At 44.1% G+C, this 23,200-nt stretch carries 24 protein-coding genes; 6 read left to right on the plus strand and 18 right to left on the minus strand.

Going from position 1 to position 23,200, the window contains the following annotated elements:
* The 4 genes from H6G46_RS07565 to H6G46_RS07580 all read right to left on the minus strand — a co-directional run.
* Nucleotides 1-320, minus strand: a 320-nt coding sequence (locus tag H6G46_RS07565; RefSeq protein WP_190759840.1) for a metal-dependent hydrolase, incomplete at its 3' end; no start/stop codon positions are given.
* The gene (locus tag H6G46_RS07570) at nt 320-1,225 is read right to left on the minus strand and encodes an ATP-binding protein (protein WP_223211252.1); all 906 of its coding nucleotides are present in this window, start codon (nt 1,223-1,225) and stop codon (nt 320-322) included. The genes H6G46_RS07570 and H6G46_RS07565, both read right to left, overlap by 1 nt.
* A complete protein-coding gene (locus H6G46_RS07575; protein ID WP_011153882.1) occupies nt 1,165-1,719 on the minus strand; it encodes a hypothetical protein in 555 nt (184 codons plus the stop codon). Before H6G46_RS07575 ends, H6G46_RS07570 begins: the two co-directional genes overlap by 61 nt.
* A gap of 99 nt (nt 1,720-1,818) precedes the next feature.
* Nucleotides 1,819-2,067: a hypothetical protein gene (locus H6G46_RS07580; protein WP_011153881.1), complete on the minus strand. Its 249-nt coding sequence runs from the start codon at nt 2,065-2,067 to the stop codon at nt 1,819-1,821.
* A 555-nt stretch (nt 2,068-2,622) separates the two neighbouring features.
* Between H6G46_RS07580 and H6G46_RS07585 the strand changes: the two genes are divergently transcribed.
* Together H6G46_RS07585 and H6G46_RS07590 are read left to right on the plus strand one after the other, a co-directional pair.
* Nucleotides 2,623-3,156, plus strand: a complete 534-nt coding sequence (locus H6G46_RS07585; protein WP_011153879.1) for an N-acetyltransferase — start codon at nt 2,623-2,625, stop codon at nt 3,154-3,156.
* A 301-nt stretch (nt 3,157-3,457) separates the two neighbouring features.
* Nucleotides 3,458-4,024 (plus strand): site-specific integrase, encoded by a 567-nt coding sequence (locus tag H6G46_RS07590; protein WP_011153878.1) that lies wholly within the window; start codon nt 3,458-3,460, stop codon nt 4,022-4,024.
* A 28-nt stretch (nt 4,025-4,052) separates the two neighbouring features.
* Here the strand turns inward: H6G46_RS07590 and H6G46_RS07595 are convergent, their stop codons facing one another.
* The 3 genes from H6G46_RS07595 to H6G46_RS07605 all read right to left on the minus strand — a co-directional run bounded on the left by H6G46_RS07595 (nt 4,053) and on the right by H6G46_RS07605 (nt 5,946).
* A complete protein-coding gene (locus H6G46_RS07595; RefSeq protein WP_011153877.1) occupies nt 4,053-4,643 on the minus strand; it encodes a CAP domain-containing protein in 591 nt (196 codons plus the stop codon).
* A 350-nt stretch (nt 4,644-4,993) separates the two neighbouring features.
* Nucleotides 4,994-5,581 carry an ImmA/IrrE family metallo-endopeptidase gene (locus H6G46_RS07600; protein WP_011153876.1) on the minus strand — a complete coding sequence of 196 codons (588 nt, stop codon included), beginning with the start codon at nt 5,579-5,581 and terminating at the stop codon, nt 4,994-4,996.
* A gap of 5 nt (nt 5,582-5,586) precedes the next feature.
* The gene (locus H6G46_RS07605) at nt 5,587-5,946 is read right to left on the minus strand and encodes a helix-turn-helix transcriptional regulator (RefSeq protein WP_011153875.1); all 360 of its coding nucleotides are present in this window, start codon (nt 5,944-5,946) and stop codon (nt 5,587-5,589) included.
* A gap of 105 nt (nt 5,947-6,051) precedes the next feature.
* Here H6G46_RS07605 and H6G46_RS07610 point away from each other — a divergent pair, with 105 nt between their 5' ends.
* The 4 genes from H6G46_RS07610 (at nt 6,052) to H6G46_RS18465 (ending at nt 8,670) form a co-directional block, all read left to right on the plus strand.
* Nucleotides 6,052-6,507: a multiubiquitin domain-containing protein gene (locus H6G46_RS07610; RefSeq protein WP_234376130.1), complete on the plus strand. Its 456-nt coding sequence runs from the start codon at nt 6,052-6,054 to the stop codon at nt 6,505-6,507.
* A gap of 3 nt (nt 6,508-6,510) precedes the next feature.
* Nucleotides 6,511-6,891 carry an E2/UBC family protein gene (locus H6G46_RS07615; protein WP_041428303.1) on the plus strand — a complete coding sequence of 127 codons (381 nt, stop codon included), beginning with the start codon at nt 6,511-6,513 and terminating at the stop codon, nt 6,889-6,891.
* On the plus strand, nt 6,888-8,303 hold the full coding sequence (locus H6G46_RS07620) for a ThiF family adenylyltransferase (RefSeq protein WP_011153872.1): 1,416 nt from the start codon (nt 6,888-6,890) through the stop codon (nt 8,301-8,303). The genes H6G46_RS07615 and H6G46_RS07620 overlap by 4 nt, the downstream gene beginning before the upstream one ends.
* A gap of 112 nt (nt 8,304-8,415) precedes the next feature.
* On the plus strand, nt 8,416-8,670 hold the full coding sequence (locus H6G46_RS18465; RefSeq protein WP_223211264.1) for a DUF6527 family protein: 255 nt from the start codon (nt 8,416-8,418) through the stop codon (nt 8,668-8,670).
* Between the two features lie 105 nt (nt 8,671-8,775).
* Here H6G46_RS18465 and H6G46_RS07625 read toward each other — a convergent pair whose 3' ends face one another.
* The 11 genes from H6G46_RS07625 to H6G46_RS07675 all read right to left on the minus strand — a co-directional run.
* Nucleotides 8,776-9,156 carry a DUF2513 domain-containing protein gene (locus H6G46_RS07625; RefSeq protein ID WP_011153870.1) on the minus strand — a complete coding sequence of 127 codons (381 nt, stop codon included), beginning with the start codon at nt 9,154-9,156 and terminating at the stop codon, nt 8,776-8,778.
* A 3-nt stretch (nt 9,157-9,159) separates the two neighbouring features.
* Complete coding sequence (locus tag H6G46_RS07630) at nt 9,160-12,462, minus strand: DNA methyltransferase (RefSeq protein ID WP_011153869.1); 3,303 nt, start codon at nt 12,460-12,462, stop codon at nt 9,160-9,162.
* Between the two features lie 11 nt (nt 12,463-12,473).
* The gene (locus H6G46_RS07635; RefSeq protein ID WP_041428298.1) at nt 12,474-12,887 is read right to left on the minus strand and encodes a type II toxin-antitoxin system VapC family toxin; all 414 of its coding nucleotides are present in this window, start codon (nt 12,885-12,887) and stop codon (nt 12,474-12,476) included.
* Nucleotides 12,880-13,107 (minus strand): hypothetical protein, encoded by a 228-nt coding sequence (locus H6G46_RS07640; protein WP_011153867.1) that lies wholly within the window; start codon nt 13,105-13,107, stop codon nt 12,880-12,882. Before H6G46_RS07640 ends, H6G46_RS07635 begins: the two co-directional genes overlap by 8 nt.
* A gap of 30 nt (nt 13,108-13,137) precedes the next feature.
* Nucleotides 13,138-16,593 (minus strand): helicase-related protein, encoded by a 3,456-nt coding sequence (locus H6G46_RS07645; RefSeq protein WP_011153866.1) that lies wholly within the window; start codon nt 16,591-16,593, stop codon nt 13,138-13,140.
* A 6-nt stretch (nt 16,594-16,599) separates the two neighbouring features.
* Nucleotides 16,600-16,803 (minus strand): hypothetical protein, encoded by a 204-nt coding sequence (locus H6G46_RS07650; RefSeq protein WP_011153865.1) that lies wholly within the window; start codon nt 16,801-16,803, stop codon nt 16,600-16,602.
* 111 nt (nt 16,804-16,914) lie between these two features.
* The gene (locus tag H6G46_RS07655) at nt 16,915-17,223 is read right to left on the minus strand and encodes a hypothetical protein (protein ID WP_011153864.1); all 309 of its coding nucleotides are present in this window, start codon (nt 17,221-17,223) and stop codon (nt 16,915-16,917) included.
* A gap of 260 nt (nt 17,224-17,483) precedes the next feature.
* A complete protein-coding gene (locus H6G46_RS07660) occupies nt 17,484-17,963 on the minus strand; it encodes a hypothetical protein (protein ID WP_011153863.1) in 480 nt (159 codons plus the stop codon).
* A 14-nt stretch (nt 17,964-17,977) separates the two neighbouring features.
* Complete coding sequence (locus H6G46_RS07665; protein ID WP_011153862.1) at nt 17,978-21,118, minus strand: CusA/CzcA family heavy metal efflux RND transporter; 3,141 nt, start codon at nt 21,116-21,118, stop codon at nt 17,978-17,980.
* Between the two features lie 51 nt (nt 21,119-21,169).
* Nucleotides 21,170-22,807 carry an efflux RND transporter periplasmic adaptor subunit gene (locus H6G46_RS07670; RefSeq protein WP_011153861.1) on the minus strand — a complete coding sequence of 546 codons (1,638 nt, stop codon included), beginning with the start codon at nt 22,805-22,807 and terminating at the stop codon, nt 21,170-21,172.
* Between the two features lie 63 nt (nt 22,808-22,870).
* Nucleotides 22,871-23,200, minus strand: a 330-nt coding sequence (locus H6G46_RS07675; protein ID WP_242021172.1) for an ATP-binding protein, incomplete at its 5' end; no start/stop codon positions are given.

Consider the following 23,200-nt stretch of genomic DNA (forward strand, 5'->3'; position numbering starts at 1 on the left):
AAGAACCAACCGGCGAAGTAACCAATATTGAGGGCATGGACAATTACTAGGGGAATGACTGGCATGGCAAACCAAAGGGCATAACTGACCAGGGCTAGGGTGAAACTGGCCAAGAGGGAATGGGTGGCACTGCGATGACTAAACCGTTGCTCCAGGGGCCGGGAAATAAACGGTAATATCCGACCGGCGGGACTGGTGCTGATGTCGATGTCCGGCAATAAACTGGCGATCGCCCCAATCAGAATAGGAACCGGGTTGGTGGTTTGGGCCGCCATGCCTACGGAAGCCGCCCCCACTAATAGATGGGTAATGGTGAGCATCAGTTGGTGATCCTCCGTGATTCCTTCGGTAGGTAATAGGAAAGTCTTGCCACCCCTAGGAATATGGCCCCACCAATGCCAGCCAAGATATAGAGGGATTGATTGCCGGTGCCCAAACCAATGAACCGATAGCAAATAAAGACAATGCCCACCAGGAGCAATAACGGGGTGATGTCAAAGTATCTGCCGTGGTCGCCCGCTTCGTTTTGGATGCCCAAAAAACCTTCCTCGATGGCCCGCTTAGCCAACATGGGATTACCCCCAGCTCGGCTTTGCAGTTTGGCAATCTGGTTTGGCTTTAGTCCCGACCCCAGGGAAATGGCCTCTTTTTCCATCAAGTCTCGGATCTGGTATTCCGCCAGGGGCTTGAGTTCAATGCGAGGCACATAGATAAACAAGTCAGTGCGGGGGGGATTAGTGGCCGCCAACAGCATGGGAACCCCCACGTCCTTCAGTTTTTTGAGCCAAAGCCGAAATTTGACTTCCAGATAATGGGCATCGTCGAAGATCAACACCGCCCGGTTAACGCTGAACCATTGGATCAATTCCTGCTTTAAGACTTCCACCGTTTTGCTCCTGCCCTCCAGGTTTTTGCTGTCCACCCCAGCCATGGCGGCGATCGCCATCAGCAGGGTTTTGGGGGTAGCTGGTTCAAAGTATTGGCACGTCACCCCGTCCGCTAACAGCCTTTCCCACACCTGCCGCACCAAGTAGGTTTTGCCCATGCCTTCCCCCGACGTGACCAACACCGACCGAGCCGCATAAAGGGAATGGAGTAGCCCATCCATCTCCGGTTGCCGATAACAGGTTTCCCCGGCCGGTGGGGCCAGCTCCCATTCATCTCCTAGGCCGCCAGTTGACCATGGTTCTGGTTGCTCTGGTAAGCCTTCGCCTTCGTAATCCATTGGGAAGCGATCACTAACGGGTTCTGGGGCTTTGGGGCGATGGCCACCTTAGACTGCTCCACCTGGGCTTGGAGATCCGCCGGTAAATGTTGGGGATTTTTCAGGATTTCAGCAGTTAGTAAATTCTGGGCAATTAAGATCCCCGCCGCTTGATTTTGGGCGGCCCGGATCAGCTCAGCGTGACCCAGTTCCTCATCCCCTTCTAGGGCATCAAAATTAATCACTTCCCCATATTGTTCTAGTTCTCCTTCATCAGTGATCATGGTCAATTGCCCTGGTTTGGGATAATCGGCCATTTTGCCCCCATCACTTATCCAGCGATGAAGTTTATCGAGTTCAGCCATTTGTTCATTGGACAAACTGAACAAATCATCAACTTTGTCCAACGAATAGCCTAAATATTTCAGCCGATTGAACACCGTTGTCCGGGCTACCCCGTAGGATTTTTCCAATTGTTGTACAACGTCACCTTTGGATTTTCCAGCGATGGACATTTTCTTAATCTCCCAAATATTTTTTTGTGGAACTTGTCGTTTAGGGGATTCTATATGACAATTTTTTTCTGTCAAGTCCAATGCTGTCCAACGCTGAACCTAAATTTGTCCAACGTAAAGGAGTAAAAATCCAGCGGCAATCCGCCGGACAAATTGCCCTTTTCCAGTGGACAAAATCTTGTTTTCGCTGGACAAACGGTGTAAATGTCTAGTGATTTGTCTAACGCTCTTGTTGCACAAACTGGACAATTCTTCCTTGGTCTTTGGACTGTCCAACGCCTCTAGTATTAGTTGGCGGACAACCTCACCTTGTTTATGGGTAGGCCACTCATTGGGATTAAAATCCATGATGAACTCCTTAAAATTAGTAATTTATATTGTCCAATAGCTAAATAAAAATGACCACAAAGATTGGAAAATTTAACTTTCTTTAAAGCTTTATTGATTTGTCCACTAATACTCTGACAACCTTGATTAACTGCTGAATTGATTATTGGGGATGCTATTAAGTACGGTCTAAAATGTAGCGATATTTACCAATGAAGATAGGAAATTTTGTCCAGATAAATCAACCCCAATAATTTTTACTAGGGGTTTCTAACCTGGCGATCTCTACCAACTCTTGACCAATATGGAGGTTAACTTTTTGATGTTTCCGGTGCCATGGGCGGACATCCACAAGGAAAGTTCTTCACCTTACCCTTTATCCATAGTCTGAAAATTTTTCCATTGGCTTCAGCAAATTCCAGCAGTGGACTGATAGTTCTTTTTCGGACTCTGATCCGCTACCCTAAAAGCAGAAAGGGAGAGCCTTTAACTCCCTCCATCTATGAACAAATAGACCGACTCATCAACAACCCAGAAACCTAGTTCCCTAGTTGTCTTTGAATAAATAGGATTCCTATGACAGGACAAGAAATTTTGATAAGGGATGAGAGAAAGGACGATGCCGTTCTCATTACTGAAGTGACTATTGCGGCCTTCGCGCCCCTAGAGATTAGTAACCACACAGAGCAGTTCATCATCGAAGCTCTTCGTTCCGCAGGTGCTTTAACCCTGTCATTGGTTGCAGAAGTGAATAGTCGTGTTGTGGGACATATTGCATTTTCCCCTGTGGCCATCTCGGACGGCACAAAAAACTGGTATGGACTCGGCCCGGTCTCCGTGTTACCCCTATACCAGCGTAGGGGGATTGGTAAAGCTCTTATTCAGGAAGGACTGTCACAGTTGAAGGGCTTAGGAGCCAAGGGCTGTTGCCTTGTCGGACACCCAGAATACTACAAAAAATTTGGATTTAAGAATGTGGCGGGGCTTGCTCTCGAAGGGGTTCCCGATGAGGTATTTTTTGCTCTTTCGTTTGACAGTCATTATCCCCAGGGTGATGTTACCTTCCATGAAGGATTCAGAGCAAATAGCTCTAGCAACGTGAAATTATGAATCTTTGGAGCTAGGAAAGGCGATCGCCAATAACCGATATGATTTATCGAGCTACCCCAAAACAGTACAAATTACACTCTTGAGAATCGCCTGTAACCCTCACATTTGATTTTTCAGGTTATCTGCATCATTTTGCCAAGCAAAAAGGGATAACAGACGATTTTGGCGATGGTAGTAGTTTTCAAGATTCATCAACTGAGAATAATTGGCAATAATTTATGTTCGGGGATGGAGAGTCGGAAAAATTCCACGATAGAATTAGGGTTGTGGGAGCTATTCAATATTTTCATCATTTTATTGAATGAAAATTAACCGTCAGGGGCAGGCAAAGGTATTAACTGAGCAGGAATTACACGACCTGTTCACTATCGGGTTGCTGACTCCCAGAGATCGCCTGTTGTTTGGCATTTGTCTTTACACTGGTTGTCGGATTGGGGAAACTTGTTCTCTGGCTTGGGCTGATGTCACCACTGATGCCATGACTTTCCGCATTGAAAAAACTAAAACCAAGTCCAGTCGCACTGTGGCCATTTCCCTGGCGTTGCAAGTTTTATTTGATGACTACCGACAAGCTCAACGATCTGTTAGATTTCCATCGTCCTATGTATTTCGGGGGAAAAGAGTGGGGTCACACCTTCATCCTTCCATGGCCCATAAAATATTGAAGGCCGCCACTGACAGGATTGGAGTGAGGGGGGTATCAACCCATTCTTTTCGCCGCACTGCGTTAACGATGATGTGTCGGAAGGGAATTAATCTGCGGGTTATCCAGAAAATTAGTGGTCACAAGAATTTGAATGTGTTGTCCCATTATCTGGAGGTTTCTGAACAGGAGAAGGAGCAGGCCTTATCTACAATCTCGTTTTAAAGTTGAATTAGTTTTTGACCCACACCAGTCATTGAAAATTTTGAACAGCATAGACTTTAGCTGTTCTAGGATTGGTGGCAATGCCATAGCCAAACTTAGTGTAGTTGGGGGTCAATAGATTTTTGCGATGTCCTTCCGAATACATCCAACTTTTCTGAAACCTTTCTACTAACCCATAGTTGAGAGAGAAATAGGGAGAGCCGGGTAAGACCACAATATTTTCGCCAACTCCCCCCTTGCCGCCCAGAGCTTGATAACGGTCGGTGGGGGACTTCCCTTCAGGGGTATCGTGACCATAAAAATTCCTTTTGGCCATATCTTCCGCATGACCTTGGGCGGTTTTGGTAATCAAGGGGTCTGCCACCAGGAGCGGGAGGTTATTCAGTTGGCGATCGCGGTTGACCAGGGTAAGGGCTTGGATTTGAAGGTCTTCTAGGGAACGAGTCTGATGAGCATTGAATACATGGGTCTGGGGTGAGCCAATTTTCCAATCATCGCCACCGTTGCCGTTGTGATAGTAGAGCGAATCTTTGCCCTGAAATAAAATCATGGCAACTACTACGAAAACCCCTGTGGTTATCTGTTTTGACTTTGGCGATCGATAACGATAACGTCTCATTGGTTTTTAGTAACTAAATGCCTAATTTTACTGATTTAATACCTTCGAAACTAATATACAGCGAATTTCTAATCGGCCTGATACGTCTCAAATAGCTACAACGCTTATTTTACAAGGGTTTTGCTGTGCCAGTTGGATGCCGTAACCGCTGTATTTTCAAGATAAAGCTGAATGAAGTCCAGTGACAATGCTATAATTCCACAATTAGAGTAGAAAAATAAAACCATTACCTTCTATAAATTCAAAGTTGTGGATATAGGAAATTCGTAGATCCGAACGTATGTGGTTTGCAGTTATAAAAGGTTGGTGAAGTTATGATGGCGGTCACTTTTCAGTAAATATCAAGTTTATTAACTTGGATTAGTGTCAGACATACGTGCAACTCGATTCTTTGCACCAGTTACATTGATTCGCATTTGAACTATATTTTTGCTAACCCCATAATGTCTGACAGCATCATTTATATCCATACCTGTTTTAACAATGTGTAGTGCAGCTTCTTCTGAAATTAGTAATGCAGGTCCCAGCCACTCAGCTTCATCTTCTTCTTGTTGGTTAAAGTGCCTACATCCATTTTCATCCAAAACAGGTTGAGGCATGTGACCCAAAATCCCATGGCTAAGTTCATGGGCTATGTTTGCGGCTTGTCGTCGAGGATGATGGGCATCATTGTGAATGATAAGACGTTTATAGCCATCAATTATTGTAATTGCCGAAAAACCGTCCGCTTTACCATTGCGATAGTATTCAACAGATTTTGGAATCATATCTTTGTAAGCAGATAAGGGTTCTACTGGAATTGCCAAATAATCTGCTAATGACCATGGACATAATGGGTCGATTGGCTTCAATCCCAATTCTTCACGAAATTCGCGAGCATAACCATTGGCTTCACTCTTAAAGCCATACCGATATTTTGGTTGCTTTCGTCTTGCCATGACTATTAATTAGAATCTTTTCTTAAACGTTCATAGCCTGCCTTGACAATAGCCGCAAGAGCCTCCGCACCTTCAGGCGTTAGATGGGGATCTGCCCTTAGATATGCAGTAATTTGAGCAAGCGGCTCTGACACGGTTTGACTTTCTTGATTAGATTCGACAAACATTTCAGCTTTTAGGCCAGACCAGTTAAGCAATGCAGCCAAGCTATCAACATCTGGTCTACGCCCTTGGGCCATACGAGTAAGTGTTGATGCACTTACCCCCGACTGCTCGGCAACCTTTTTCCATGTCAGTTGCTTAGACTGCCTTTGACCATCTAATGCTGCGTAGAAGGAAGTGATATCAAATCCTACTTTTTTCATTTTGACCTCAGTTTCACATTTGCAATTTTAAATCACTTGTGCAACAATCAGAAATAATTGCTATATTGCAATCAGAAATCTACTTAGCAACAGAGGGATAAAGTGGTGGTAAATGCACAGCAATTCAGAATTCAAGTCGATCAGCAACAGTTAATGATTCCTGACCCTGTTCCTACGGGACGACAGATTCTGGAAATCGCTCAAAAAAGACCCGCAGATGAATTTCTGGTGTTCTATCTATTGCCCAGTGGTCAACTTGAAGAGATTCGCCTTGATGAAACTGTTGATCTCAGACAAACAGGAATTGAGCGTTTTATAACTTTTCGTAGCGATCGCTCATTCCGTTTTGTGATTGATGGACGACGATTTGAATGGGGAATTCCATTGATCAGCGGACTGAAGTTAAAACAACTGGCACAAGTTAGCCCACAAGCTTATGGGGTCTGGTTAGAAGTCAGAGGAGGTGAGGATCGTCCGATTGCTGATCATGAAACGGTAAATTTAGAGGCTCCGGGTGTTGAGCGTTTTTTCACTGGCAAGAAAACAACAACGGAGGGCTAAGTGATGACTTTTTTACCTGAGAGCGATCGCCAATATCTGGCGAATAAGGATTATACCTATGAGGAAATCACCGAGGGGAGTCGTAAAGGACTGATTTTTTCTAAATTTCCGCTTCCAAACCAGAAATACGATGTTTCTGAAGTGGATTTACTCATCCTTCTGCCCAATGGCTACCCTGACATTGTGCCTGACATGTTTTATCTCGAACCTGCGGTCAAGTTGGTTCAGGGAAATCGTCCCCCACGGGCTACCGAAGCACGGCAACAATTTAATGGACGGTCATGGCAACGGTGGTCGCGGCATGAGCGAGAGTGGCGACGGGGGGTTGATGGTATTTGGACAATGCTGAAACGTGTTGAACATGCTTTGGAGGTGGCGGCATGAACAATCAAATTAGTTTGACTCTTCGGGAGTCTCATCTTCAAGAGCTAAGGAAAAGTTTATGGCACAGTGATGGGAAGGAAAAGGCAGCGTATTTAATCTGTGGTGAGGTTTCCATTCAGGCAGATCCATGGACTAGTATGCCGCGAAAAAAATATTTGTCCGTTGAGGTCATTCCCATTCCTGACAATGAGATTGTTTCCCATTCTCCTCAGCACATTACGTGGTCTACAGATTCTTTTGTGCGGGTGCTGAAGCTGGCACAGCAGAAAAATTTGACTGTTGCAATTATCCATACTCATGGCAAAAATGGGGCTAGATTCTCGGAACAAGATGATGTTAATGAACCGGATTTAGTTCAGCTTGCTCAGAATCGTAATGGTCAGGACACCAAACTGCTCAGTCTTATCTTGACTGCCGATGGTGATCTAGTGGGGCGATGCTGGTTCAATCCGAAGGAGTATCAACCTCTCGATCTGATTATGTGTGTGGGCGATCGCCTCCAACTGCATTATCCAGAGAGAGGAAACGGTATCAGTTCTCCAATTTTCCAGCGACAGGCTTTGGCTTTTGGTGAGGCTCTAACTCAGGATTTATCAACTTTAAGAATAGGTATCGTCGGCTGTGGTGGGACGGGTAGTGCCGTTGCCATGTTGCTGCCCAAACTAGGGGTGCGCCAGATTGCCTTATTTGACCAAGATATCGTTGAATTTACGAACTTGAATCGCCTGCATGGTGCAACGTTCAATGATGCTCAGGAGGGTCTGCCTAAGGTGGAGGTTATTAGGCGATCGCTGACTGATTTGGGTATTGGTGTTGAGGTCAGAACTTATCGGGCATGGATTAATGATCCAATGTGCCAAGATGCGTTGAAAACCTGTGACATTATTTTTGGTTGTACTGATGATCATGCGGGTCGGCTATTGCTCAACCGTTTTGCTTATTATTACCTCACGCCAATATTTGATGTGGGTTTAGCGATTGAGGTTGATCGTTCTGAAACTTTGAGAATGCAAGCTCTTGATGGTCGGGTGACAACTTTAATTCCACCGAATACTTGTTTATTGTGTCGGGAAATTATTAACCCAGAACAGGCTTTTGGAGAATCGCTGAAGCGGGAGCAACCGGAGGAGTACAAACGGCGTAAGGAGGAGGCTTATGTGATTGGTGAAGGGAATCCTAGTCCTGCGGTGGTTCTGTTTACGACTGACGTTGCCAATATGGCGATTCAAGAGTTAGTTCATCGGTTACAGGGATTTCGGGGGAAAAATGGGGCTATCGCCAACCGCGTGAAAAAATATCATCTTCGGGAAGATCGACAATTGGGGGCTAGTGCAGATGTAAATTGCCCATTATGTAGTACTGATAAGTTATGGGGGAAAGGGGATGTTGAACCGTTTTTGGGTATGGTTTAAGTTGGTTTCACGGCATTCAATCATGCGGTGGTTTTTGGTTAAGTTAGGTTTTCTTAAAAAGTCTGAGTTAACTAGTCGGATGGTGAATTTTCATCCTGCACCAGAGGAGATTATGTCGGGGGAAGTGGTAATTGTTGGTGACAGAAATCACAAAAAATGGGCTTGTTTTCGTTGTCCGAGTGGTTGTGGTGAACTGATTTTACTGTCTCTTAATAAAAACCAGCATCCTTCATGGCGCGTTGATTGTGATTGGTTAAATCGTCCAACATTACATCCTTCGGTTCGACAGTTAAACCATTGTCAATGTCACTTCTGGATTAAGCGAGGTGTCACTCAGTGGTGTGCTGATTCTCGGCATAATAAATAATACTCAAATTTTGAGGTTAAGAAAATTGAAATGGTGTTACCGACTTTAAATTTTTCCATATTAATATTTGAATTTTGAATTTCTCACCAATTGATTCAAATGAGTTTATTTCAAACCAACTAAATGAATAGTTTCCTGCAATAGTAATCCTTTCAAAATATCAAACCCCATGCCTACGCCTTTATCCTGCATTGTTTTTATAACTTTATTCCAGACTGTAGGATTCTTACTGGCTTCGAGAAATTCATGCCCTTCCCATGTTAAAGATTTGACAAAGTATTGGGGAGTTTCCCCCATAGTTTGAACTGGTTTATTTCCCATGATTTCAATAAGTCCAGCTTCATGAGCAAGCTTGAGATGGTAAACTAACTCTGCATCTTCATATCCTTGAATACCAAGTTCGGAAGAAGAAAAAGGTTCATAAAAAGTATTTTTTTCTTCTACAGCAAGCAAAATTTTCTTGATTAATTCCATATCTCTTTTCATATTCTAGTCCTCAAGATCACGACCCATACGATATTTAATATCATAGTTAATAATAAAATCTAGTTCTTCATCAGTGAAGCCATAATGTTTAGCTAATACACGATCAATTTCATCAATGATTGGCTTTGAAAATTTTGGATAAATACATTGAATTTTCATTTTCCCAAGCTTCTTATAGCTCATCTCAAGTAGCTTAGAATTACTTTTAAAGTCATCCATAAGAGCTACTGATAGATCCGATAAAGGTTGATGTAAGGACTTAGACAAATTCTCAAAATCCAGAGCAATCGAAGCAATTTCTCGTTTGTTTAGATTTCTACAATCAGAATATATGGTTAAGAACCAGTAAAACAAATTGGAATTAAGAAGAACTAGAAATGCATCTCTTATTTCCTTTGTAGAAAAGGATAAATTCTTCAACTCAGATGGATCGCGTTTTTGATTGTTATTATCATAGATTTCAGGAATAAAATCTAATATTTGAACAAATCCGCTTAACTTTCGAGTATAAAAAATTTGATATGTCCCTGTTTTGTCAATATATAGATCCAAATATTTTTTCTGTGATGTCACTTTTTTTAAAATACTTTTTTCGATTTTAGTTGCTACCTTAGAGATAGAACCATCCTTAATAAATTGTTTTGTATTACTGTATGTAAGACAATTAAATAGAATTGAACGTTCGACTGCTTGCCATTTATTATATCTAGTTGTGAATATAGAATGTGAAGTAAGTTTCTGCTTTTTCCAGAGAATTATTGATAATCTAATATGTTCAATACCATCAAATAATTTACTTGGACGATCATTAAAATTACTGATAACTAGATCCCCATTTGTTACTAAGATATTCCGCAAAGGTAAATAACCATCCGTACAGACTGAAGCAACTGGAATGATAAAGCCTATATGACCTGATAATTTTAATATACTGGAAGCTCGTTCCATAGAATAAGCATATAAATTTCCACAACTTTCTGTTTGATATCCCTTAATAGTGTATTCCTTCTTAATTTTGCTATATTCCACATAAGGCGGATTGCCAATAATGACATCAAAACCACCAGAATGAATAATTCCGTAAAACTCTACAAACCAATGAAAAGGCTGATGACTTTCTTTCCACTCTTGAAAAGCTTTTTCTTTTTTCGATAAACCTAGCTCATACTCTTCTGCTAGATATCGGTCTAATTCGGTTCGTAGTTCTTCAAGACATCGATTTAAGTGAGCCTTTGCCTCAGCTAAAACTCGACCATCTACCTCAGTTTCAGTCTGTAGAAACTTAAACCTCTTAAACTCCTGATCAACAGCGATAGCTCCCTGTTCAATCCGTTTTAAGAAACTATCATCAAATAACAACTTAGTTTGTCCAGTTGCATCACGAGTCATCGACTGATAAACCTCATTCCGTGATGTAAAACCTACCAAAGTATTACCCGCCCGAATATTAAAATCAATATCTGGTAAAGGCTCTAAACCTAAATTTTTAGCCTTGGGATTAGGTTCAACCTGAGCAACCAACTTTAGAAATAAACGTAACTTACAAATCTCCGTCGCCTCATCCATAATGTCCACACCATAGAGGTTATTCAACATGATAGATTTCAGCACAAAATACTGTTTATTCGGGTGTTTTTCCACTTCAGCAAGAATTTCCCGAAATTCAGCATATCTCGGCTTATGATCTGTCCCTCGAATCCGACGATCATCCTCCTCAACAAAACCCCGCATCCTTCCCAAACAACCAGAATAGAGCGGTTCGAGGATTTCTAACGCCGCAAACAAAAACGCCCCAGAACCACAGGTCGGGTCAAGCACAGACACAGAGGCGATCACCCGATAAAAAGCTAAGAGAAAATCAGACCCCTCACAACCCGTAATCACATCCTGAGCAAACTGACGAATATTGAGATTATAGGTAATTAGATCATTGATGCTAGTCATTTCGCCGGATTTGAGTTTTTCCCGAATATCCAAACAACGCTGACGACGGACAATATGTTCACGCCAAGTTTCAGTTGGTAGAGCAAATTCGTCTGATGCTGATTGATTCCAATCTTGCCGCTGAGAAACATCATTAATTCCTGCTGCAATTTCTAGCGGTAAATCTACATCAACACCTTTTAGAACCGCATCATAAATATATCGATTTGGGTTTTCTTTCAGTAGCGACCAAATTTCCCCATCGGCACGAAAAGTGACCTCACATTCCTTCTTCGTCGCATCAAATAGAAAAGGAATAATTGTATTTTTACTAATGTATTCTGTAATATCTTCCTTCGTATAGTAAGCCCCCATTTGCTTCTGGTTAATATACTTCTCAAAGATATAACCTAGAATATCAGGATTAATTTCATTCTGATTCTTAGTAATACGATTATCTAAATGCCAATCCCAGTTACCAAAAAAGACAAATAATTGTTCAAAAGCATCATCAGGAATTTGGATATTTTCATATTTAATCTCTAACTGATGAACATCAAAAAAACCACCATTGAGATAGGGAATATTACCAAGTAATTTATCTAACTCTTGATTACGATCTGATTTGCCTAGGCCCTCATGGAATATTTGCATAAGAAAATACCGATAGAATGAATAAAACTCATCATTACCAAATTTCTCTTGACACAATTTCAAACGATTTTGTAAATAATCAATATCTCTATTTAAAAATCCTTTTCGTTGAATGAAATAAACAAACATCAAGCGATTTAGCATTAAAGAAGCATACCAACTCCTGTCAAAATCATTATTAATACCGTCAATATATTTCAGGAATTGCTTATGCTGCTTTTCAAACTCTGTATAAAATTTCTTCGTTGTTTTCTCAACATCAAACGCTTTTTTAACACGCCGATTAACTTCAACAAGGGTTAAACATTCTTCCTCTTCAAAGGTGATCGCCAAAGCTTCTAATTTCTGTAAAAGCCGTTCTGGCGATTGACCAATCCGATATTGTTCAAATTTAGGAGCTAAAGGTTTTCCAAGTTCCTGCCTCACCCATAGCCAAACCTGTCCTGTTTGCGCTTCATCCCCAAAAATTAATAAGTGAGATTTAGAATAATCCGATAATTGACGATCAAGAGCCAACCTAACCTTTCGCTCTGGAATCTCAGTAGTGGAACAATAATACGCCGTAAAACCACGCTTCTGGGCAATGGCAATCGCTTCAAAAATAGCCTCATCAATTTCTAACGGCAATGCTATTGGGTCGGTTGTATCCCAACCTAATTCTTCGATAAAAAGAGATTCAAAATCAAAATTCTTAAGATATTTTTGGGTACTTGTACGGTTCAATTTCATAAAAAAATCTTTTAAGGTGCGATGAGATCAAGATCAGGAAAATAGGTTTGGTAACGCTTATTGTCACGACTCAGAAGCCGATAACCTGCCGTCAGAGCATGGGCCCCGATATAAAAATCCGGTAACGGCGATCGCCTTGTTCCCCCACTGCGTCGATATTGCAGAAAAGCCTTTCCTGCTAGAAATGCCGCTTCATAGGGCAAAGATTCTCTGTCGTAGTATTTTGGCAATAAAAGTTGATCAAGCTTTTCAGTAGACTCAATCCCAACGGATACTTCCGCATAAATAACAGGGTTAATCACAAGCCGATATGTTTCAGACCGATCAATAAAATAAGCAATCTGTTGATGTGACCAAGTAAACCAAGTAGAATCGTCCGAAAAGACATCAATTAAGACATTGCTATCTACCAAAACTTTAATCATCCTCACCCCTTGTCAGCGCCATAATTTCATCGGTGGTCATATCACACTGCATTTTTCCCCGAACTTGCTCAATATAAGCCATGCCCTCACTCAACTTTGGGGCATGTTTTGCAGGATAACGATTTTGTAATGCTGCTAAAAATGATTTCACTTCATCTAAAGCACCATCTGGTAACTGTTCCAGCATTTCAACAATTTGAGCTTGTGTTGTTATTGTCATTGATTTTTCCTCAGTTAATATAGTTTGATCTTAACGTTGAAATAATCCCAGCGAGCAAATCACCTTTGCCCCCTCAAATTCTCCATCAGCAGTCACCACACACAACGCATCATGCTCCATAAGATAAGTTACTTTTTGCGCTAAATCTTCATCAGAAATACCCGCCTTTAGTTCACGGTTTAGGGAGGCGATCGCATTTTGCTTAAGGGGATAGTTATGTATCATTTCAATGGCTTTGACTAAATTTTCCCAGTCCTGACCCTGGGCTAAAATTGGTGTCTTTTCCTGCACATACTGGCAATAGGACATAAGATGATCGTAGGTTCTTGCCCTTGCTCCTCGCCGACTGCCCATTGTGCCAGCAACTTTTTTCGTCTGATCAGTCACAATCTGAGCCGCCTTTTGTACTAAATTATGATGTTCAGGATGACGGTCTAGAGCTGGGGTGTTTAAATTACAACCCGCCATTCGTAAAATTCGCATTTGAGATTGGGTCACACTATGGCCCTGCTTATCCACCCATGCCAGCGCATCCGTACCCTCAGCAGTTCTGAGATAAAGCAAAACCCCCTCTGGTTCCAAAACACTCGGCCCATGGTGACGAGTAGAAAACACTACATCCGGCAGATCTTCAATAATACGTTTTAGCTTAGGATTTGCATCAATGGCCGTCTGCCAAATTTGCAGAGCTTCCGACGTTAAATCCACTTCTCCCTCGTCGTCATCCTCATCAAGAATATTCGATTTTTCATTGTAAAGATTTAGCAGAACTTCCCGCTCTTCATCGTCCTCAAAAAATGCTTCATCAGTACCCACTACTTCCTGATTTTCCTTCAGGCGATCGCGTAACCGACCCCGTAGATTAATTAATTGCTCTACCCCCTCCGCTGGCAGAAACGAATAACAGAAAATTTCATCTGCTTCCTGGCCAATACGATCCACACGACCCGCCCGCTGAATCAAACGAATAATCGCCCAAGGCAAATCGTAATTCAGAATAATCCCTGCGTCCTGTAGATTTTGACCCTCACTAAGCACATCCGTCGCCACCAATATCCTTAACTGATCCTCAGCGGCAACGGCTCTCTGCGAGATCGCCTTACCATTACTCCTCGGACTAAAACGCTGGGCAAGTATCGTTGGGTCTATCTGAGAATTTCCCGTTGCCAAACCAATATTGGTAATCCCTGCCGTTTCTAAAGCCTGAGCCAAATATCTCGCTGTATCCGCAAATTGCGTAAAAATCAAAATTTTCTCGTCTGGATGTTCTTCAGTTAGTAAACGAATTAAAGATTGCAGTTTGCCATCTTCATCCGCATTCCAACGGCCTGAAATTTTCAGGATATTGATTAAAGATTTCGCATCCTGTTCTAGATTATCAGCCAGTTCCGGCGTAAATAAATCAGGACGAATCCACTTAAATCGCCGCTGGTACTGATTTTGGTAAAGCTCATAAATTGCAACTGCCCGTTGTTTGAATTCTGCACCGGGGGTTAGCCGATCCTCATCAAAGCTGTCCTCTGTATCCGTTGCCGTTTCCCAATCCTGACCTAACAAAGAATCCTGATCTTCGTCCGTTGTCCCATCCAACAAAGCCGCATCCTGGGTGCCAATTGGAATCGGTAAATTATTGGCAATCGCATGGAGATAGACATAATTCCTTAAAATATGGCGATCGATAGACTGAATAAAAGCTGCACCACTGCTTTCTAGACGTTTAAATAAATTGGTGCGACAGAAGCCCATTAACCGCTGACCAGCATGGGAAAGATTTGCCAGAATTTTTCGCTCTGCCTCGGTGACATCCAAATGCTCAAATCCCGTTGCCAAGCTCATCTGACCGAGGGATTTCTTATGTTTTTTCTTTTGATTACCGGGCGACGGAATCAAATAATTCCCTAAGCCATAACGAGGTAAATTTAGGCTATTGATAATATCCACCACGCGATCGCCGTATAACCTCGCATAGGGGTCTTTTTCATCACTTGTACTAAACTTAACAGTCCTTGGGCAACGTTTCGGGAAATAAAAGCGATCACTATTGGGAAACTCTAAGTAATAACCTCGCTCGTCTTCTTTAGCATAGGTCTTTTTAATAAAACCCCTTGTCCGGCGCACCATATAGCGACTCATTAATTGTTGCCAATCTTCCGGCTCATCACTATGCTCAAATGCCATCAATGATCGTACTGGGGTTGCATTATGTTTCCGTAAAAATTGCATTTCACCACCCAAATTACGGATGTGGGCTTCTGGTTTAATGCCGATGTCTGCTTCAGCCCTCAAAAATAAACGCAACTGAGACGATAAATCCAAATAACCTTTGTTGTAGGGGGTTGCCGTCAACAGAATACAACGACTGCCACTCTGCTCTATGTATTCTTTAATCGCCTGATATCGTTTTCCTTCACGGTTACGTAGGTTATGACTCTCATCAATCAGTACCAAACGAAACCGGGCAGGCACTTCTGGCAATCTTTGTTCCACTTGGCTAATCGGGACAACCTTACCCCGCAGGCCATAGCGATCAACATAGCCTTGCCACATTGATTCAAGATTCTTCGGACAAATAATTAATGTACTCGTCCCATATTCCTCTTCACACACATGGGCGATCGCCGTTCCCACTAACGTTTTCCCTAGACCAACCACATCACCGATCACCACTCCATTGCGCTTATCGATATGCTGCATCGCTACCCGTACAGCCTGCTCTTGAAATTCCAACAAACCAAAATTTTTCGGAGCTTGATATCGACTCAAACCATCCCGTGCTTCCTGCGACAGATGATAAGCCATCTTGAGATAAATATAAAAAGGAGGTAGTTGCTTTCCAGCCCAACTTTCATCAATCACCTTAATCAAGTCTTGAGAAATATCGAGAGAAAAATTATCCTCCCATCGTTCAATAAACCACTCTTCTAACTTCTTTGTATCGTCTCGGTCTGTGACTTCAACATTCAGTTCACCCTGACCACTCAAACCAGAGAAAGTCAGATTACTACTACCCACATAACCAATGCGAGGTGTAATTTTATCTTCTCGATGGATTAGATAAAGCTTGGCATGGAGTAGATGACGTAAAAATAGTTTAACTTCTAGTTTTTCAGCTTGCAATTGCGCTTTTAATCGTTTGAGACTTGCTTCATCCCTTGCAGTAGGAACGCCATAGGTTAACTGCTCTCGAAACTCATGAGCCATAATCTTTTTCAACTTATTTGCCTGTTCGTTCGACATCCGCTGATTTGCACGCTTCGTAATAGATAAACTACGCCTAAGTTCATCGTTAGGCGGCCTCTGCATCCCCACCAGTAAACGACAATTTTGACCTTTCCCGGCAGTAAATTGCTCGACTTCATCCTCTAACTCTCGCCAACCACGCAGGTTAAAGTAGCCAACACAAAAATCCGAACGATAACCTTCCTTTAGACAATGCTTAAGCTCTGGCAGTAGAGGAAAATCACAATTGTCATAGATTGAAGACATGGACGTTTAACCCTTCCCTTCCAATATCGCCAACCGTTTCTCAATCCGACTAACCCTCTCCACCAGCGGCAACCTATCGTTATCCCCAACATAGGAAGCAATGGCGGCTAAAACTCCCTCGGTCACCGTTAAACCCTGCTGGTCAAGGTAAGACTCCAACTGATTGAGTAATGGATCTGGAACCCGGATAGATAATCGCCTACTTTCCATAACTGACGATAGGTTTCTACTGTATGACGGAATGCTAACGCAGGATCAGATCACCCGTTGCAAAGTCTTAACAAATCGTGATAGTCAACAAAACGTCTATTAATCGGGTTTTCAGCGAGTGAAATCCAACTTGGGACATTCAAAAACGTCAATAAATACTGAAGGCGGCAACAGGGACAAAACTTCCTGGGCTAAACCATAGGCTTTCCTTTGGGCCTTCACTTCCAGCTCCATGGACGAAAAAGAGTCAATCTCTAACTTGTAGTCCCGGCGATAAATCCAAATCCAGTCATCGCACTGTGAACCCCATTCCAGACGGGGGAAGTGGTCAGATAGGATTGAAACAATCAACTCAAAGTCTGAACGCTGTAATTCTGCAAATATGACCCACTCGTTTTGATCCATACTGGTTAAGAGCATTAGTACATCTAATTCGGTTTATCACCAAGAGTTTATGAAGAAAGACCTACTCTAGCCTGACTTTATCCATTTGAAAAACCTTAGCGATTATTCTAAAGTTCCTTCAGAGTAATGTTTCTGACTTTTCAAGCGTCACTGTTTGACAGCAATGTTAAGAAAATCTTAAAGCAATGCATCTAGAACCTTCACTCTCTCGTTTGAGTTTTAGGGAATTTGGACAAAGTCGAACTCAGATATTTTCTTAATGTCCATGGCTTTTTTCAAAAGCTAAAACTGAATCTTCCATTGACTTTTTCGCCGTTAATATCACTTAAAATCGCCAGTTTATAATCCCCTGGTACCTGAGTAGAAAGAAGGGCAGTATAGTGTTTGTCTTGATCGCTATATTTAAAGTTAATGTCTTGTTGAGTACCATCGGGTAATTGAACTTTACCGGTCACAATGGCATTAGTAATGGGGCTATGGTCAACTCCTTTTTGTAGGTAAAAGTCAAGATGGAAACCGCCAGCTTCTTTAATGGAAAGTAATTCTAAATGGTAATCCCCCATTTCAATTACCTGTCCTCCCTGGCCTCCATGGGATTCAGTTTTATTCTCCTCAACATTTTCTGTAGGAGAAACGGTAGGAGTCGGGGTCGGACTAACGGAAATATCTGTTGGCGAAGTTTGATTACCACAGGCATTGAGCAGAAAAACTATGAGTAGAAGGATAACAGGATTGGTGGGGATTGAGAACTTCATAAATAAATTAAAATTTAAACTTTTGTCAGAACATTAATGGGGGTTGATGCTGGAGTAGTAACGCTAGCCGATGGACGTAAAAACCGTCCAAATTGAGCATATAAAGCTGGTAATACCAGTAGAGTTAAAGCGGTGGAGGTAAACAATCCCCCCAAAATGACGATCGCCAGGGGTTGGAGAATTTCCTTCCCGGCTCCAGTCCCGATCGCCAGGGGAAGCATACCAAGGGCGGAAGTGAGGGCGGTCATCAAAATGGCGACTAATCGTTCCTGGGAACCTTCCTGGACTACCTGGGCCAAGGGCAATGCCAGGGCAAATTTTTGATTGTAGTTATCCACCAGCAATAAGCCATTACGGACAGCCACACCAAAGAGAGTTATAAAACCCACCAAAGAAGCAACGGAAATAACTCCCCCCGTCACGGCGATCGCCAAAATTCCTCCAGCCAAAGCCAAGGGAAGATTGACCATAATCATTAAGGTTGCGGCCAGGGATTTAACCGCGAAATACATCAAAATTGTGATAACAACTATGGATAACAAGCCAAACAGTAAAAGATTTTGACTAGCCCGTTCCTCCGATTCAAACTGACCACCGTACTGGATGAAATAACCCGTGGGGAGAGAAATTTTTTCCTTTACTTGGGCTTGAATATCGTTGACCACAGACCGCAAATCTCGGCCCTTAACATTGGCAGAAGCCACAATTAACCGGGAAACATTTTCTCGATTGATGGTGTTGGGGCCGGTACCATAACTAATTTGAGCGACTTGGGCTAGGGGAATTTTCGTGCCGCTGGGAGTATCCACCAACAAATTACCAATGGTTTCTAGGTTATTGCGGGCATCTGCTTTCAGCCAAACCAGCAGATCAAATAATTGTTGATCCTGCAAAATTTGGGAGGCGACTCTACCATTCAATGCTGTTTCTACCAGCTCAGAAAGTTGACCAACGGTTAACCCATAACGCCCGGCCGCTAGGCGATCAAACTGAATTTGTACCTGACGCACCGGGACTTGGGGTTCTAGTTGTAAATCCACCAGCCCAGGAATCTCCGCCATGGCTGTTTCCACCGATTTCCCGAGGGTGCGGAGTTGTTCTAAGTCGGGGCCAAAAATTTTAACGGCGATCGCACTTCTGACCCCCGATAACACCTCATCCATGCGGTGGGAAATAAAACCGCCAATGTTGGGAGCTACCCCAGGAATTTTGTCAAACTCAGCCCGTAGGGTTTCGATACTCCCTTCCCGGTCGGCCATCCCTGCGTCACTAAGTTCTACGTCCAAATGTCCTAAATTGACCCCACCGGCATCGGCATCCCCAGGGGCCCGGCCAGAACGTAATTGTACGGAGCTAAAGCGGGGATCTTCTTTGAGAGCATCCTGGAGGGCAAAACCAACCCGATTGGTGGCTTCCAGGGAACTTCCGGGATAGAGCAGTAGGGCATTAACCAAGGATTGTTCCTGGAATTCCGGCAAAAAAACCCGTCCCATACTCGGTACTAGGCTGAGGGAAAAGATAAAAAAGGCGATCGCCGCCCCAATAATCCAGCGGGGATGGTGGGTGCTGAACTTTAATAAGGGCTGATAAATCTTTTGGCTAATGCGAGCTAACCAAGTTTCATCACTGGGCAAACGGCAGGGGGCTAATAGGAGGGCACAGAGGGCTGGGGAAAGGGTCATGGCCACTAGGGTCGAAGCCAAAATGGACAATAAATAGGCCACCCCCATAGGCGCAAAAATCCGCCCTTCTACCCCCGTCAGACTAAAAATCGGGGCAAAGACAACAACGATGATGACTGTGGAAAAAATCACACTGGTACGAACTTCCACAGAGGTGTCGTAAACCACCTGAAACGGATGCTTGGGATTACCCAAAGCTTGATTTTTGCGGAGACCCCGGTAGCAATTTTCCATATCCACAATGGAGTCGTCCACCACAGAACCGATCGCCACCGCTAATCCCCCTAGGGTCATGGCGTTAATACCTTGACCGAACCAACCTAAAATCATCATGCCAATGAGAATGGAGAGGGGAATGGCACTGAGGGTGATAATCGCAGTGCGCCAATTCATCAGAAACACCACCATCACCACAGCGACGATGATAATGCCATCCCGCAAAGAATCCCGCACATTGGCGATCGCCGCATCAATAAAACTTTCTTGGCGAAACGTAACCTGGAGATTGACCCCGGCAGGGAGGGCGGCCTTTACTTCTGCCATGGTTCTTTCCACCGCTTTGGTCACAGTGGGGGTATCGGCCTGGGGTTGTTTATCAATTACCAGCACCACTGCCCGTTGGCCATCCACACTGCCATCGCCCCTCATCAAGGCCGGGCCAATGGTCACTTCCGCCACATCCCGGAGCAGAATCGGTGTCCCATCCCTAGCTGTCACCACAGAATCCGCCAATTGGGATAGGTTTTCGATGCGCCCCAACCCTCGAATCACGTCTTCTTGGTCGGCAGTTAGTAAAAACCCCCCCGCCGCATTGACATTGGCCTCTTCCACCGCCTTGGTCACCTGTTGGAGGGAAATATTAAACCCTTTGAGGCGGGCCGGATCTACTAAAACTTGATATTGCTTAACGTCACCGCCATAGGCAACAACTTGGGAAACTCCCGGTACGGCCAAAATTTGATTGGTGATTTCCCGGTCAACCCGCCGCCGCACTTCCATCAAATTGGACTGGGGGTTTGTCGGGGACTCCTCCACGGTTAAGGCGTACATCAAAATGGTGCTGATGGGAGAAGATACAGGAGAAATTTGTGGTTCCTCTGCCCCGCTGGGTAATTTACTCCGGGCAGATTGTAGCCGTTCCGTCACCAATTGTCTGGCTCGGTAAATGTCTGTGTTATCGGCAAAAATAGCCTTAACCACGGAAATGCCCACCGCTGAGGAAGACCGCACCATTTCTACCCCTGGGGTGCCATTCACCGCACTTTCAATGGGCAGAGTAATTAGAGTTTCCACTTCCTCCGGTGCTAAGCCTGGGGCTTCCGTTTGGATTTCCACCTGGGGAGGGGCAAAGGGGGGAAACACATCTAGGGGCATCCGGGTGAGGTTGTAGCTCCCTAAAATAGCCACCAACACGGCCCCAATAACCACTAGCCAACGTTGGGCGATCGACCATTTGAGGATGGCATTAAGCATTTTCTAGGTAAATAGCAAGGGTAAATAGATGACTTGAGCGATTCAGATTATTTAGGGGAAATCCTGGTGGGATGGGGTTTCAATCAGGACTTTTTCAACTTCCAGGGATGGTTCCTCTGGGCTAGACGTTAAGCTAGGCTCCCGCAACTGCTGACTTTGTTGGCGTTTTCCCCACAGGCTACCGGCCCAAAATAATCCAGCGGCCATAACGGTTCCCCCCAGGGGTAAAAGCCATGGCGGTGCTCCAGGCAATGTAAAGGTAGATGCAGTTATTTCTGTAGATTCTTCAGTCTCTTCTATTTTTTCTGCTGGTTTAGCCCGCAAAGATTGGGCATAGAGCTGACTGGCCCGTTGGCTGACCACTAAATCCCCGGCAAACAAACCGTCGGTGATTTCCACCCAATCCCCGGAAACTTGCCCCAGGGTAACGGTAATGGGTTCAAAGACATTGCCGTTTTGCACAAACACCAGATTTTGCTGATCATTGGTTTTGACAATGGCTGATTGAGGAACTGCTAGCACAGGGGTCGAAGTACGGTCAGTTAGGACTTCCAACTCCACAAACAGGCCGGGTTTCAGTTGACCATCGGGATTATCCAAGGTTGCTTTCACCGCAACGATACGATTTTCTCCTTCCACCACGGAGCCAATTTGATTAATCCTGCCCCTAAAAGTTTTATCGGGTGAACTACTCACCCAGCCCCGAATTCCTTGGCCCCGGCGAATTTTGTTTAGATCCTTCTCGTAGATATTGGCTGAAACTTGAACTTGCTGACTATTAATTAGGGTAAAAATTGGCTCCCCTGCATCTTGGCGAGATTCTCCTACCTTGATTTCATGTTCTGGGGTAGTGGCGGGGTCAACAACGATCCCATCGATGGGGGCTTTAATGACAATGGTGCCATCGGGGCGGGCATCAGTCCCCAATTGTTGTAAACGGGTTTGATAGTTTTCCTCGCTCAATTTGACCTGTTTTTGAGCCACGCTTAAGGCAGCTTGGGCCCGCTTAATTTGAGCTTGGGCTTCACTGACCGGTAAACGACTTTGGGTTCTCACTAAATTAGCCTGGGCTTGGGCTAAGGCCACTTCTGATTCTAAAAACTGACGACGGGGCAGGGCACCATTGGCTTCCAGTTCCCGGTCTCGGTCATAACGCTCCTGGGCAAATTCCTTGGCAAGGCGGGCTTCTTCAATTTCACTCTGGGCTACCTGTTGTTGTTGGCGGTAATTTTCCCGAGCTAGCTCCAGATCAGCTTGGGCCTCTTCCACAGCGGCGATCGCCGAGCTACGACGGTCTTGGGCGGTGGTGCGTAGTTCTGCCAATTCGGCACTGGTCATAGTGGCGACGGGTTGACCGGCTGTAACGCTTTCCCCTGGATTCACTAATAACTCGAGTAATTTTCCCCCCACGGGTGTTGTGACCTCAACCCTTTGTTGCGGTAGGGTTTCAATCTGACCCGTTGTCCTGATGCCCGTATCTAGATAACGGGGTTGTAAAGGCTCCACCTGAATATCCAGGCGACGAATAGTGTCCCCATCAAGGGAAATACCCTGGGCAGACTGAGCCGATTCACTTTGGTGGAATTCATCCCCATGGCCAGCATGGGCTAGGGTCGCTTGGGGAGACATTACCAGCAACCCTAACAGCAGGGGGAACGCCCAACCCTGAACAATGATCCGGTTTTGCATAGAATTCCGACAGCGCAACGTTCTTAGTGTTTCACAGGAATATGAAACCAAGATGAAATGGAATTACGACTGAACTATCGGTGCAGAAACAAGGGGCAACTGGACGGTGAAAAGACTGCCTTGCCCCAATTCACTCTCCACCGTTAAAGACCCCCTATGCTTAACGGCGATCGCCTGGGCAATGGCAAGGCCTAATCCTGCCCCTCCCCGTTGTCGAGACCGGGCCGTATCCACCCGATAAAAACGGTCAAAAACCCGGCTTTGATTCTCCGAAGCAATACCAATGCCCGTATCTTGGACTTTGATGATGGCTTGCTGTTTATCGGTCTCAAGCATGACGGTTACCTCGCCCCCCGTTGGGGTGTAGTGAATGGCATTACTGATTAAATTACC

It is taken from the genome of Synechocystis sp. FACHB-908 (genome assembly GCF_014698595.1).
In the GTDB taxonomy this organism is placed as follows: domain Bacteria; phylum Cyanobacteriota; class Cyanobacteriia; order Cyanobacteriales; family Microcystaceae; genus Synechocystis.